This window comes from Nitrincola lacisaponensis (assembly GCF_000691225.1).
Lineage (GTDB): Bacteria > Pseudomonadota > Gammaproteobacteria > Pseudomonadales > Balneatricaceae > Nitrincola > Nitrincola lacisaponensis.
Window position 1 is genome coordinate 1 of the sequence record NZ_JMSZ01000030.1, and the last position, 13,579, is coordinate 13,579.

Genomic DNA, 13,579 nt, shown 5'->3' on the forward strand with positions numbered 1-13,579 from the left:
TTTACTTGACCACTACAGATCGCAATACGCTGATCTAAAGAGGCGTGTGTACCAGACAAATATGCCTGGAAAAAATGGGTGATCTTATTTCGAACCGCATCGTAGTTGTTGCTCTCGTCTTCGAAGTCCGCGACGCGGATTAGAAGCTTTGCGCAACGGTCAAAAGCGCTTGGTTCATATGCCAGAGACTGTAATAAATTGAGAATGACTACTCGCTGTGAGTTGTAACGTGGCTTCATACCATTAAAGTCGGGTGAAGTAATCTCTACTTCGATCCTGTCGAGCAATACTGCCGGTGCAACTGGGCCGATATAGTTCAGCATCCTTGCTTTCATGCCATCCAGTACTAATACCCGTCCTAGCAGCCCATCCGATTGTAGCCAGGCTTCAGCAATTTCTTTTGCCACGGGGTGGTCGTGTAAAAGGCCTAGCCTATGAGCGAATGACATTAACAGGCGTTCACGACCTGGAGCTTCAAAGGTTGCTCTGAGTTGATCTACTGGAATACTATCAAGTGCCGATTTTGCCAATCTGTTCGCAATAGCGTGGGGTAATATTGCTCTCCACTGCGCTCTCTTCTGCACAATATGTGCGACCCAATAGCTTTTGCACGGATCGAAATAACTGACTGTGTGAGTGTCCCAAAATCGAGCCCAGTACCTCCAGCTCATTTTGGCTATTTTCAGAGTCTGAAACGGAGAACGAGTAGACTAATGACAGTATTTCAACCTGCTCTCTCAGATTTTCATCCGGACGATTGCGCTGCTCAAACAAGCGGTTAAATAGCTGTGCATCAGAAAGGTGAGCAAGGCTTTCGCCATTTTCTACTCTCTCAGCTATTACCAAGGACACCCTCGCATTCCCGTCAGCAAACGCTGCTATCCGGCGAGCATTATTCTGGCCGAGATTAGGGAAACGACGGTTCAGAAGCTGTTCGGCAACTTCCGGCCCGGTTGCCTCAATGTGGATCACCTCAGTGGTCTGAGGCTTATCATCTTTGATGTCATACTCAACGGTGATCAGGCTCACTCCTTCGCCTGCAGCGGATATTCTGCTGGCCAGCAAAGAGTGCAGTTCTGATGGGCAGTTATCAAGGATCATGATGGCGCGTCGGCCTTCAGCAATAAGCCTGTCCAGCATTGCCGTAGCAGAAGGATCGGGGTTGGCGCCTGCATCGACATAGACAGCAATGGTTCGGTCGAGGGCGTCAACACCTACTGTTTCATCAAAGAGCGCCTGCACTATTCTGGTCTTCCCAACACCAGACAAACCAGTGATACGAACTGCCTTATTAGTAGACCGAATGAGGTTGCGCATCGATTGAATGGCATACTCTATGCAGAGTTTCTGTTCCCCCCTTGATGGCAGGGTGATCGTTACACCTGGGGCGGAAATGAAAGTGTCTGCAACACCTTGTGGTGGATTGCTCCATGCGCCATATGGCTGCCAACCGGAGAGCCCCTGACCGAGCTTTCCTTTTACCCATAGCATGATTGATGGATGCTGACGCAACCATTGCGTCAGCTTTGATCGGTCATAGAAATCCAAGTGAATATTACCGCCATTGGGATCCTCATTGACAGCATCCCGCATAGCTTTGAGGCGCTCTTTCTTCATGATAGGAGAGCAGTCATCAGCCAAGCTGACAATGATGTAGCTGCCGCCCTTTGCAGCTTGTTCAGATATAGTCGGTGATAATTGGCTGCCGGAGAGCATTTCCTTTGTAATCTCTCTCTTCGGCATCGAATGCTTTTTGGCTTGGAGGATTGTATCCGACCTTGTAAGGAATCCAGTGCTCAATTGCTCTACGGGGACTTGAATATGGATATCAATTCCTCCATCAGGCGCATTGATTGAACCCGACCAGTTTACCCATGCGGGGCTATAGCTATGCGCTGCTACTTCAGCTTCGGCAAGGCGAGCAATCAACTCTTCTAGCTGCATATCGGAGAGCCGAAGTAATTCGTCTTTCTCTATATCAAAGATTGCCACGCCTTCACCTCAGTAGAACATATTGGTGTTATACCCAGAGGTGACCCAATAATCCAGCTAATATGAGAGGAGCACTTCTTAGAGCCGACGGTACAGATTTAGATAGCGTTGAAATGGCTACAGAGAGTGAATCCACCAGCGACTCTCTTGACAACACCCCGGCTTCGACTTCTGCAGCCCTCCACCATTGGATATACCCATACCAGGGTACCGAAACAACTTGCGTTCTTTCCAACATAAAAAACCCACCTTTCGGTGGGTCTTCTACATCATGGTTGTAGAGCCTTACCGGCTCACTCCCACTCAATCGTCGCAGGTGGCTTACTGGACACGTCATAAGTGACGCGTGAGACTTGAGCGATTTCATTGATGATACGTCCTGAAACCGTTTCCAGCAGCTCGTAAGGCAGATGAGCCCAACGTGCGGTCATGAAATCGATGGTTTCGACGGCGCGCAGTGCGATGACGTATTCATAACGACGGCCATCACCCACCACACCGACTGATTTCACCGGCAGGAACACGGCGAATGCCTGGCTGGTTTTATGGTACCAGTCAGCCTTGTGAAGTTCCTCGATGAAAATAGCATCGGCTTCACGCAGGATGTCGGCGTACTCTTTTTTCACTTCACCCAGGATGCGCACACCCAGCCCCGGACCCGGGAAAGGATGGCGATAGACCATATCGTACGGCAGTCCCAGTTCCAGACCGATCTTGCGCACTTCATCTTTGAAGAGTTCACGCAGTGGCTCGACCAGTTCAAACTTCATATCTTCCGGCAAACCACCTACGTTATGGTGTGATTTGATCACATGCGCCTTGCCGGTCTTGGAGGCTGCGGATTCGATCACATCCGGGTAAATGGTGCCTTGCGCCAGGAAACGACAGTCGGTCAGGGTCTGGGCTTCTTCATCGAAAACTTCGATAAAGGTGTTACCGATGATTTTACGCTTGGCTTCCGGGTCTGCCTGTCCGGCCAGACGGCCAAGGAAGCGATCTTCGGCATCAACACGGATCACACGAACACCCATGTTGCGGGCAAACATCTCCATCACCTGATTGCCTTCATGTTTACGCAACAGGCCGTTGTCAACAAACACACAGGTCAGGCGATCACCGATGGCACGGTGCAACAGCGCCGCTACAACGGAGGAGTCGACACCACCGGAGAGGCCCAGCAACACTTTGTTGTCACCAACCTGCGCCCGCACTTTGGCAATCAGATCATCGATAATGTTCTGTGCTGTCCACAGCGCTTCTGCGCCGGAAATTTCACGCACAAAGCGCTCCAGCACACGCATACCCTGTTTGGTGTGCGTCACTTCCGGATGGAACTGTACGGCGTAGAAATTGCGCTTGGGATCACACATCGCCGCAATCGGAGCTGATTCAGTGGACGCGATGACATGGAAGCCTTCCGGCAGCTCTGTCACTTTGTCACCATGGCTCATCCAGACATCCAGCGACAGCGCTCCGTTGTTGGCAATATGGTCTTCGATGCCTTCCAGCAAGCGGCTGGGGCTGTCTGCCAGTTTGACGCGTGCGTAACCAAACTCGCGCTTGTCGGAGGTTGCTACCTTGCCGCCCAGTTGTTCAGCCATGGTCTGCATACCGTAGCAGATACCCAGTAGTGGAATGCCCATCTCAAAGACAGCATCTGGTGCACGTGGCGAGTCCAGTTCTGTGACCGATTCAGGTCCACCCGCCAGAATAATGCCTTTAGGAGCAAACTCTCGGATCGCCTCCGGTGTCATGTCCCAGGGATGGATTTCACTGTAAACCCCAATTTCCCTGACCCGACGCGCAATCAGCTGCGTATACTGGGACCCGAAGTCCAGAATCAGAATACGTTGCGCGTGAATATCTTGGCTCATCTTTGCTCACTCCGGCAAATGGTCTGATCACTCATAAAGCGGTTGCCCGATCAGACGGCTGTAAAACGAAAAATGGGGCGGCAACCGCCCCACTGATCCAGGGATAGACCCTGATTAACTGACCCGATAGTTCGGGGCTTCTTTGGTGATGCTGACATCATGGACATGGCTTTCCGTGATACCGGCATTGGTAATCCGAACGAAGGAAGGTTTGGTCCGCATTTCATCCACAGTGGCACAGCCTGTGTAGCCCATGGAAGCACGCAAACCACCCATCAGCTGGTGTACCACATTGTGCATGGGACCTTTGCAGGGTACGCGACCTTCAATACCTTCGGGCACCAGCTTTTCAACACCTGCCTTGGCATCCTGGAAGTAACGGTCAGATGAACCGGTCAGTCCGGACATGGCACCCAGAGAACCCATTCCACGGTAGGACTTGAAAGCGCGTCCCTGGAAGAGTTCGACTTCACCGGGTGCTTCATCGGTACCAGCCAGCATCGAACCAACCATGACAGCAGAGGCACCCGCGGCAATCGCTTTGGAAATATCGCCCGAGAAGCGGATACCACCATCAGCAATCAGAGGTACACCATAGTCTTTCAGTGCAGCTGCGACATTGGCAACAGCGCTGATCTGAGGTACACCGATACCGGCCACGATACGTGTGGTACAAATGGAACCAGGACCGATACCGACCTTGACGCCATCAGCACCAGCTTTCGCCAGTGCGATAGCGGCTTCAGCTGTTGCGATGTTACCACCCACTACCTGTACTTGCGGGAAGTTGGCCTTGATCCAGGAAACACGGTCAATAACCCCTTTGGAGTGGCCGTGCGCTGTATCAACAACGATCAGATCAACCCCGGCATTTACCAGCGCTTCCACACGGGCAGGTGTTTCAGCACCGGTTCCCACCGCTGCGCCGACAATCAGGCGAGCCTTGCCGTCTTTGGCTGCGTTCGGGAACGCCTGGGCTTTATTCATATCCTTAACGGTCATCATGCCGGTGAGGCGGAACTGATCATCCACCAGCAGGATTTTTTCAATACGATGCTTGCGTAACAGTTCGCGGATGCTGGCCGGATCATCCCCTTCTTTGGCAGTTACCAGACGCTCTTTCGGGGTCATGATGCTGGACACACGTGCTTCCAGATCCTGTTCAAAACGCACATCACGGCTGGTGACCAAACCGACCAGCTCCTCGCCCTGCAAGACCGGAAAACCTGAGAATCCATGACGCTGGGCCAACTGCAATACTTCACGCACAGTGGTATCCGGCGTGCAGGTGACCGGCTCAGACACGACACCGGATTCATATTTTTTAACACGACGGACTTCTTCTGCCTGCTGTTCCGGCGTCAGATTTTTGTGGATGATACCTATGCCGCCTTCCTGCGCCATGGCAATCGCCAGACGGGCTTCAGTGACCGTGTCCATCGCCGCAGATACTAGAGGAATGTTCAGCTCAATCCCTTTGGTCAGGCGGGTTTTAAGGGAAACGTCTTTTGGCAGTACTTCAGAGTACCCGGGAATCAGTAGTACATCATCAAAAGTGAGCGCTTCTTCAACGATTCTCAACATGGTCGGCCAGCCTGTCTATCTTGGAAAATTAAGCGAGTAATTTTACACCAAAGCCGTGACTGTCTCAATCTGATCACCAGGCTTCTGTTGCAGACCGGGGGTTTTATCCCATCGCTGAAGTCACTACTATTAGCGCCATGAATACAGCATCCAATACGACTCTGTCAGTGAGTCAATTAAACCGAGAAGCTCGACGCCTGCTGGAAGCCAGTTTTGCCTGGATTCGGGTAGAAGGTGAGCTGAGCAATTTTGCCCGTCCAGCATCGGGCCACTGGTACTTTACTCTGAAGGATGCCCAGGCACAGGTTCGCTGTGCCATGTTCCGCAACCGCTCCCAACTGATTGGCTTTCGTCCGAACGAAGGTGATCAGGTTATAGTCACCGCCAAAGTCAGCCTGTATGAAGGACGCGGTGATTTCCAGCTGATCTGTGAACAGATGATGCCCGGTGGCGAAGGTCAATTGCAAAAAGCATTTGAGCAATTGAAGCAGCAGCTGAACCAACGCGGCTGGTTTAATGCTGAACGCAAGCGTCCTTTACCTGCGCATCCTCGCCGGATCGGAGTCATCACCTCAGCCAGCGGCGCCGCGATTCACGATATTCTGCATGTATTGAATCGCCGTTTTCCCGGCCTGCCGGTGAATCTGTACCCTTCAGCCGTGCAGGGACCCGAAGCGGCTGACCAGCTGGTTTCGGCGCTGCAGCTGGCAAACCGTCATGCTGAGTGCGATGTACTGATCATTGGACGCGGGGGCGGTTCTCTGGAAGATCTCTGGCCTTTTAATGAGGTGCGTGTAGCTGAGGCAATTATCGCATCAGCCATCCCTGTTGTTTCGGCTGTCGGACATGAAACCGATACCACCATCAGTGATCTGGTTGCGGATTATCGTGCGCCCACCCCTTCTGCAGCTGCAGAGGTACTCAGCCCGGATCAACATCTGCTAGGGCAACGACTGGCGCAGTATCAAACCGCGTTAACACGCCAGCTTGCACGGCAGTTGCAACAGGCCAGGCAGCAATTGCACCAGCAACGCCAGCGTCTGAGGCACCCGGGTGAACGACTGCAACAGCAAACCCAGCAACTGGACCGACTGGAAATGGCGCTGACCCGCCTGCTGGGCCAGCACTTGCAACAGCAAGATCATCAGGTACAACAGTTACACCAGCGTTTGCTGCGCCAGACACCCAGATTTCAACTGCAGCGCCAACGTCTGTTATGGCTCACAGAACATTTGCAGCAACGCACAGAGCGCCAGCTGGCATTACATCGCAATACCCTGGGGCAAACGGCACGTCGCCTGAATGCCATCAGCCCGCTGGCAACACTGGAGCGCGGCTTCAGCCTGTTACTGGATGCAAGCGGACAGGTGGTTCAGCATGTTGAACAGGTCAAACCCGGCGATCAACTGACGGCACGTTTGCAGGACGGCGAGCTGAGCTGCCGTGTTATGGATCCACAGGAGATGAGTCAAAGCACATGAAGCTTCATTATCAACGCACGGGTCAGGGTACTCCACTGATCATTCTGCATGGACTGTTCGGGACGCTGGAAAACTGGGGAGCACAGATCAAGGCACTTGCTGAGCATCATGATGTTATCGCCGTCGATCTGCGCAACCATGGACGCTCTCCACACAGCATGGACATGAGCTATCCGCTGATGGCTGAAGATGTGATTGAACTGATGGATGATTTACAGCTATCTCAGGTGAACCTGATGGGGCACTCCATGGGCGGCAAGGTCGCCATGCAGATGGCGCTGAGTTATCCACAACGCATTGCCAGATTATTACTGGTTGATATCGCACCGGTATCCTATCCACCCCACCATGAAGCGGTCTTCAAAGGCTTGTTCAGCATTGATCTGACCAGCCTGACCTCACGGGCTGATGCCGACAAGCAGCTGCAAGTCTGGGTTGAAGAAGCGGGTGTGCGAGCTTTTCTGCTGAAAAACCTGTATCGCAACGAACAAGGTCAGTTTGCCTGGCGCATGAATCTGGACTGCCTGCGATCAGAGTATGATGCTATCGCTGCAGCTCCCGAAGGCTCAGCTTTCACGGGACCCACGCGTTTTATCAAGGGCGGACTGTCTCACTACTTGAAACCTGAATACACAGACGCGGTCAGACAGCGTTTCCCGAACGCGGATGTCAAAGTGATTGAGGATGCCGGACACTGGCCGCATGCCGAAAAACCGGCACTGTTCACCCGGCTGGTGGATCGGTTTTTCAGTGACACTCAGACCTGACGATCAAGCAAACTGCCGACCGGGCTACCACCCTTGAGTGCGCCAGTCTCAACCAGGCGCTTGTTCAACTCGCGCAACTGCGCCTGAATTTCAGCCAGATCCCGGGCAAACTCACGCAGCGCTTCAGCAGAACGCTCACGGCGCTGTTGCAGCTCTTCCGCCAGTGCTTCCTGACGTAACTGCTGGGCTTCTGCAGCTTCATCCTCGGCTGCCTGCTGCTCACGTTCCGCCTGTTCAGCCCGTCTGGCTTGCTCCATCTCTTCAGCCTGCTGCAGCACATCGGCTTCCAGCTCATCGGACGTGGCTACACCTTGAACAGGGTCATCCGATTCCAGTGCGTCTTGCTGTTCACGCAAGAGTTCTGCACGTGCTTCTGCGGCCATGGCACGTGCTGAAGCTGCAACACGCAAATCCTGAGGTGAGGGATCCGACGGAGCCAGCGCGGCACGCTCAACCGTTTCCGCCTTTTGCAAGGTAGCTTCAGGATCACCCGGCACAGGCGATGTATCAATACGAACCTCACCGCCAACGGCATACATGACCCCATCCGGTCCACGTTCAAAGGTGTAAGTCACCGCACCGGTATATTGACCGCCCGCCATCTGGTGCGCCATTTCATGCTGTCGCACCTCACGGTCACGCGCTGCCAATTCACGAACAACACGCTGCTCCGCTTCCACCTCCTGACGGTCACGGGCAGCACGATTATCGGTAGATTCTGGGGTGGTGGCTTCAGGGGCACTGCCAGGAGCGACTCGACGCCCCGCATCACCTTGCAGTGACACAGACGCACTGTCGGTTACCACTCTGTCATTCAGAGCAGCGGTTTCGAGGGTACGACCAGAGCTGTAAGCTCCCGCGTAGCCCAGTGGGTTGGAAAAGCCATTGATCTGCATACAACAGCCCTCGATTCACTGCAAACATGCTGAATGCTCGCAGTATGTCCCGGCTCATGCACGGGTATCGATCAGGGACCCCAGTGTTTCATTCACCTCACGCACAACCTGTGTAGAGGCTGTGGCTTCGTTTTGACTGACAGCGGCTTGGTTGACAGCCTGGTCAACCCCACGCCCTGAGGCTAATTCAGGACGATCAGGCGTTCCGCTTCCCTGGATATCACCCGCAGCTCTCTGGGTATTATCCAGACCTCGATTTACATTCATCAGTCCACTGGTTTGTGCAGCGACACCGTTGATATTCATATAGCACCTGTCATCTTGTGTTGATCTCAGTCTTTGACTGCAAGTATCAGTCTAGCATATCAGACAGAATTGAACAGATTTTGTTCAATTTATCGCATGCGGATTCTCAGTCTCCAGCAGCACAGAGAGATCCAGATACTGGGCGGCCTGAGCAGGCTGAGGATCTTCCAGCCAGGGAATCACACCCAGTAATGGCGCTCGCAAACGCTGACGCAAACTGCTGACATTATCATCAAAACGCGACATATCCGGGTCGGTCTGACAGGCAACCCAGCCTGCCAGCCTGACGCCATCGCGCGCAATCGCTTCAGCGGTTAACAGCGCATGATTCAGGCAGCCCAGTTTCATTCCCACCACCAGTATCACCGGCACCTGCAACATCTGCACCAGATGCGACAGGGTCTCCCGGGGATTCAGGGGCACGCGCCAGCCACCGGCACCTTCAATAAATACCAGGTCGGCTTTCTGCAACATGACACCTCGACAATATGCCGCCAAACGATCGGCACTCAGCTGACGCATACCGGCCGCCAGATGTGGTGCAATCGGATCTGCCAGAGCAACCGGATTGACCTGATCATAGCTCAAAGCCACTGTGGCCTGTTGCTGCAACTTCAGCGCATCCGCATTACGCAGTCCGTCAGGAGTGGATTCACACCCCGCGGCCAAGGGTTTGAGCGCCAGCGTTTGCAAAGATTGCTGGGCAGCCAGATACAGGAGCGCAGTGGTGACCAGCGTTTTTCCGGCATCCGTATCTGTTGCGGTGACAAAATAAGCCTGCTTCACGCTTTACTCCTTACGCCAGCGAAAATAATACACCTGATAACTTAATGGTAACCGCCCTGCTGCAGATTGCAGGGTGGCATAGGCTTGAGCTAACGCCTGTAAACGTCGACGCCCACCCAATCCGGTCGCTTCCCGCCCGATCACAACGGAAGCACCCAGCGTTTTCAATGCCTGCAAAACCGCCATCAGATTGTCATACTCGAGTGTATAACACTGCGTCTGCTGCTGCAGCAATCTCAACGATTGACTGGCCTGCAGCAACACAGCATCTGCAACAAATTCATTTACATGCCGCTCCGCATCGACTGCACGCCAGGCCTGTCGCAACTGCCACAGACTCTCAGGCCCCAGGGTGGCCAGATGCAACTCTCCACCAGGTCGAAGCACTCTGGCGCATTCTGAAAACAGTGCCGGATAGTCTTGGCACCACTGCACAGCCAAACTGCTGCAGATCAAATCGAGACTCTGGTCTGCCAAAGGCAAGGACTCTGCATCTGCACAGAGAGGGTGCACTGACAAGTGTGCCTGGCAGAGTGCAGTATGCCTTAACATGCCCTCGGCAATATCCAGTGCAATCAGATCAGCCCGGGGATAGGCCTGACGCAAGGCGGTTAATCCATACCCCGTACCGGTCCCCAGATCCAGAACCCGTGTGTAGTCATGTGCCGGCAAATGCCTGAGCAAGGTATCTGCCACCTGGCGCTGCAGCTCGGCAACCCGATCATAATCCGGTGCCGCACGGCTAAAGCTCGCAGCAACTTGCTGTTTGAGCTGATATTCAGCCAGCGTCATGCTGTTCATGCCTGACACCACTGGCGCAGGTCCTCACACCAGCGCGACGCTTCAGACAGAAACGGCAGGTGTGCGCTCTGCGCATAGCAACGCAGCTCAACCTGAGGATTCAAGTGAGGATAGGCTGCCAACAAGGAAGCACAGGGCACCAGGGTATCCTGCGCGCCCAGGCAGTGCAGTTGAGGCTGAGACAGACGCTTAAGCTGCGGGCGCAAATCATCCGCAAGCAGCTGCAGTAACTGTGACAATCTGGCGGGCGGTAGATGCGCCGGGGATGACTGCAGTGCCGCTATCACCTGACGGCGATCAACTGAACCCATCACCTGTAACGCCTGAAAACGTTTCAGCGTCGCTGCCGGCGCGGTCAAAAAATTCTGCTGAAAATGTAGAAACTCTGTCTGAGGCATGGCACAGGACCAGTCATCACGCTGCACAAAACAGGGATTAAATGCCAGTGTCACCAAACGACTCACTTTTTCCGGAAAGCTGTCTGCCAGCGTAAGCGCCAGATTGGCGCCTAAAGACCAGCCAACCCAGATCGCTCGAGAGGGCGCCTGACGACGCAGGCAATTCAGCAGTTGATAACGTAACTGTCCATCGTCCGCTGGCCACCCAGATGTCTGCCACAAAACACGATGGACTCTGAAATACGGGCTCAGCAGCGGCAGTAATGGATCAAAAATACCGCTATCACTTCCCCACCCTGACACCAACACCAGGTCAGCACCTTGCCCTGCCAGTGATTCAATACTCAGCATTGACCGTCTCCCAGGCAGAGGTAAGGGCCTGCAATAATTGATTCACCTGTTCTGCCGTATGACTGGCGGTCAAGGTTACGCGTAAACGTGCACTGCCAACCGGTACAGTTGGTGGACGAATGGCGGACACCCAGATCCCCTGCTGTCGTAATACTTCGCTCACCTGCAACGCGCGCTGACTGTCTCCAACCAGCAACGGCTGAATCGGTGTTGCCGATGACATCAACGGCAGTCCTGCCTCGGCACAGCCTTGTCTGAACTGGGCAATCAGCTCGGCCAGTCGCTGGCGTCGCCAGTGCTCGGTCTGTACCAGTTGCAGACTCAAGCAGGTGGCTTCAGCCAGAGCCGGGGGCAAGGCGGTGGTATAGATATAAGTGCGCGCAAACTGGATCAGTGTTTCAATCAGCGCCTCTGAACCGGCCACAAAGGCGCCCGCCGTGCCAAACGCCTTGCCAAGTGTGCCCACCAGAATGGGCACGCGCGCCGGCAGCAGGCCACTGACTTCAGCACAGCCGCCGCCCAGTTCTCCCAGCACACCAAAGCCATGCGCATCATCGACCATCAACCAGGCTTGATGTGCATCACAGACGTCAGCCAGGTGAGGCAAATCGGCCTGATCACCATCCATGCTGAACACCCCATCTGTGACAACCAGTTGGTGATTGGCACGACTGCGATGCAGCTGAGCATCGAGCAGCGCATAATCGAGATGACCGAAACGACTGAAGCGTGCCCCGCTCAGCCGCCCGGCATCCAGCAGAGAGGCATGATTGAGGCGATCCTGAAAGACGGCATCACCGGCGGCCATCAGTGCCGTAATCACCCCCAGATTGGCCATATAACCACAACCAAACACCAGCGCCCGCTCGCGACCGGTAAACACGGCCAGCGCGTCTTCCAGTTGCTGATGCGCCTGAGTGTGCCCAGCGGTCAGATGGGATGCACCACTGCCGACTCCCTGAGTGCGCACAGCATGGATCATGGCATCCGCAATCCGCGTATCAGCCGCCAGACCGAGGTAGTCATTACTGCTGAAGTTCAGAAAACTTTGCCCTGCCAGTTTGCGTACCGGTCCCTGAGGGGAATCCGTCAACCCACGCTGTCGATACAGCGAAGCCTCCCGGCGCGCCTGTAAGCGCTGCTGCAACAACTGATCCAGTTGCATCAGCGACTCATCGCATCATAAAAGAAGGCCTGATCCTGCTGCGCTTCAATCTGATGCAGCAGTTGGGCCTCTGTTGGCTGACGGTCCGGACTGACCTCTTCAGGGTACAAGCCCAGACGCGCAAACAGCGCTTTATCGGCCTCGGCCTGAGGATTTTCCGTCGTTAACAGGCGCTCGCCATAAAAGATTGAATTGGCTCCCGCCATAAAACACAGCGCCTGCATCTGCTCGTTCATATCGGTACGACCCGCCGACAAGCGCAGATGCGATGCAGGCATCAGAATGCGAGCCACCGCCAGGGTGCGGATAAACTCGAAGGGATCCAGGTCCGGGGCATCTTCCAGTGGTGTACCGGCGACACGCACCAGCAGATTAACCGGCACTGACTCCGGATGTTCAGGAAAACAGGCCAGTGTTTTGAGCAGGCTGATACGGTCCTGACGGGACTCCCCCATTCCCAGAATCCCGCCACAGCAGACTTTCATACCGGCAGACCGTACATGTGACAGGGTGTCCAGACGATCCTGATAACGTCGGGTGGTAATAATCTGACCATAATAGGCTTCGGAGGTATCCAGATTATGGTTGTAGTAATCCAGACCGGCTTCAGCCAGCTCCTGTGCCTGCTCGGCTTTCAACATACCCAGCGTCATGCAGGTTTCCAGACCCAACGCCTTGACCCCTCGAATCATTTGCAGTACATAGGGCATATCCTTGGCACGCAAGTGCTTCCAGGCCGCACCCATACAGAAACGGCTGGCACCCGCCGCCTGTGCCGCCTGGGCTTCCTCCAGGACGGCTTGAACCTGCATCAGTTTCTCGGCTTCAAGCTCTGCACCGTGATGGATACTCTGTGGACAATACTTGCAATCTTCCGGACAAGCCCCGGTCTTAATCGACAGCAGGGTACTGATCTGCACCGCATTGGCATCAAAAAACTGCCGATGAACACTCTGCGCCTGAAACATCAAATCGTTGAATGGCAATTCGAATAATGCTGCTATCTCTGCTTCCGACCAATCATGGCGCACACTGTTCACCTGTATCATCGCTTCATTCCCACGGCTGAGCTAAACTGGAAGGCTCAAGCCATACCGGTTTTCCGGTAGCCCGAGCCATGGCGCTGATACTAATTTGACACAAGGACTTGTCAACTTATGTTTTTTAATAAAGTTAAC

General features: G+C 54.3%; 12 protein-coding genes and 1 pseudogene. 2 read left to right on the plus strand and 11 right to left on the minus strand.

From position 1 onward, the window contains the following. From ADINL_RS16575 to guaB, 4 genes and pseudogenes are all read right to left on the minus strand, one after another. A pseudogene (locus ADINL_RS16575) lies at positions 1–407 on the minus strand (hypothetical protein); the annotation flags it as partial. A gap of 103 nt (positions 408–510) precedes the next feature. Next, entirely contained in the window at positions 511–1,992 is a 1,482-nt protein-coding gene (locus tag ADINL_RS09635) for a hypothetical protein (protein WP_204368228.1), read from the minus strand. Between the two features lie 293 nt (positions 1,993–2,285). Continuing rightward, positions 2,286–3,866 carry a glutamine-hydrolyzing GMP synthase gene (gene guaA, locus ADINL_RS09640; RefSeq protein WP_036547103.1) on the minus strand — a complete coding sequence of 527 codons (1,581 nt, stop codon included), beginning with the start codon at positions 3,864–3,866 and terminating at the stop codon, positions 2,286–2,288. A gap of 114 nt (positions 3,867–3,980) precedes the next feature. Further along, positions 3,981–5,450, minus strand: a complete 1,470-nt coding sequence (gene guaB / locus ADINL_RS09645) for an IMP dehydrogenase (protein WP_036547106.1) — start codon at positions 5,448–5,450, stop codon at positions 3,981–3,983. Positions 5,451–5,617: 167 nt separating this feature from the next. Between guaB and xseA the strand changes: the two genes are divergently transcribed. Together xseA and ADINL_RS09655 are read left to right on the plus strand one after the other, a co-directional pair. Continuing rightward, positions 5,618–6,931 carry an exodeoxyribonuclease VII large subunit gene (gene xseA / locus ADINL_RS09650; RefSeq protein WP_239644367.1) on the plus strand — a complete coding sequence of 438 codons (1,314 nt, stop codon included), beginning with the start codon at positions 5,618–5,620 and terminating at the stop codon, positions 6,929–6,931. After that, positions 6,928–7,698 carry an alpha/beta fold hydrolase gene (locus ADINL_RS09655; RefSeq protein WP_036547112.1) on the plus strand — a complete coding sequence of 257 codons (771 nt, stop codon included), beginning with the start codon at positions 6,928–6,930 and terminating at the stop codon, positions 7,696–7,698. Before xseA ends, ADINL_RS09655 begins: the two co-directional genes overlap by 4 nt. On the opposite strand, the gene ADINL_RS15980 is transcribed toward ADINL_RS09655, so the two are convergent. The 7 genes from ADINL_RS15980 to bioB all read right to left on the minus strand — a co-directional run bounded on the left by ADINL_RS15980 (position 7,689) and on the right by bioB (position 13,450). Beyond that, positions 7,689–8,594 carry a putative metalloprotease CJM1_0395 family protein gene (locus ADINL_RS15980; protein ID WP_051632702.1) on the minus strand — a complete coding sequence of 302 codons (906 nt, stop codon included), beginning with the start codon at positions 8,592–8,594 and terminating at the stop codon, positions 7,689–7,691. The two genes, ADINL_RS09655 and ADINL_RS15980, sit on opposite strands and share 10 nt — an antisense overlap. A 54-nt stretch (positions 8,595–8,648) precedes the next feature. Then, positions 8,649–8,900 (minus strand): hypothetical protein, encoded by a 252-nt coding sequence (locus ADINL_RS09665; protein ID WP_036547116.1) that lies wholly within the window; start codon positions 8,898–8,900, stop codon positions 8,649–8,651. An 84-nt stretch (positions 8,901–8,984) separates the two neighbouring features. Then, the gene (gene bioD, locus ADINL_RS09670; RefSeq protein ID WP_036547121.1) at positions 8,985–9,686 is read right to left on the minus strand and encodes a dethiobiotin synthase; all 702 of its coding nucleotides are present in this window, start codon (positions 9,684–9,686) and stop codon (positions 8,985–8,987) included. A 3-nt stretch (positions 9,687–9,689) separates the two neighbouring features. Next, the gene (gene bioC, locus ADINL_RS09675) at positions 9,690–10,487 is read right to left on the minus strand and encodes a malonyl-ACP O-methyltransferase BioC (protein ID WP_036547124.1); all 798 of its coding nucleotides are present in this window, start codon (positions 10,485–10,487) and stop codon (positions 9,690–9,692) included. Next, complete coding sequence (locus tag ADINL_RS09680; RefSeq protein WP_051632703.1) at positions 10,484–11,236, minus strand: alpha/beta fold hydrolase; 753 nt, start codon at positions 11,234–11,236, stop codon at positions 10,484–10,486. Before ADINL_RS09680 ends, bioC begins: the two co-directional genes overlap by 4 nt. Beyond that, positions 11,223–12,401 carry an 8-amino-7-oxononanoate synthase gene (gene bioF / locus ADINL_RS09685; RefSeq protein ID WP_036547128.1) on the minus strand — a complete coding sequence of 393 codons (1,179 nt, stop codon included), beginning with the start codon at positions 12,399–12,401 and terminating at the stop codon, positions 11,223–11,225. The genes ADINL_RS09680 and bioF overlap by 14 nt, the downstream gene beginning before the upstream one ends. Beyond that, positions 12,401–13,450: a biotin synthase BioB gene (bioB, locus tag ADINL_RS09690; RefSeq protein ID WP_036547131.1), complete on the minus strand. Its 1,050-nt coding sequence runs from the start codon at positions 13,448–13,450 to the stop codon at positions 12,401–12,403. The genes bioF and bioB overlap by 1 nt, the downstream gene beginning before the upstream one ends. Between the last annotated feature and the right edge of the window lie 129 nt (positions 13,451–13,579).

Excerpts from the sequence above, each read along its gene's own strand:
- guaA (WP_036547103.1), bottom strand. The coding sequence starts at position 3,866 with ATGAGCCAAGATATTCACGCGCAACGTATTCTGATTCTGGACTTCGGG.
- ADINL_RS09665 (WP_036547116.1), bottom strand. The coding sequence starts at position 8,900 with ATGAATATCAACGGTGTCGCTGCACAAACCAGTGGACTGATGAATGTA.
- guaB (WP_036547106.1), bottom strand. The coding sequence starts at position 5,450 with ATGTTGAGAATCGTTGAAGAAGCGCTCACTTTTGATGATGTACTACTG.
- ADINL_RS15980 (WP_051632702.1), bottom strand. The coding sequence starts at position 8,594 with ATGCAGATCAATGGCTTTTCCAACCCACTGGGCTACGCGGGAGCTTAC.
- ADINL_RS09655 (WP_036547112.1), top strand. The coding sequence starts at position 6,928 with ATGAAGCTTCATTATCAACGCACGGGTCAGGGTACTCCACTGATCATT.
- bioF (WP_036547128.1), bottom strand. The coding sequence starts at position 12,401 with ATGCAACTGGATCAGTTGTTGCAGCAGCGCTTACAGGCGCGCCGGGAG.
- bioC (WP_036547124.1), bottom strand. The coding sequence starts at position 10,487 with ATGAACAGCATGACGCTGGCTGAATATCAGCTCAAACAGCAAGTTGCT.
- ADINL_RS09680 (WP_051632703.1), bottom strand. The coding sequence starts at position 11,236 with ATGCTGAGTATTGAATCACTGGCAGGGCAAGGTGCTGACCTGGTGTTG.
- bioB (WP_036547131.1), bottom strand. The coding sequence starts at position 13,450 with ATGATACAGGTGAACAGTGTGCGCCATGATTGGTCGGAAGCAGAGATA.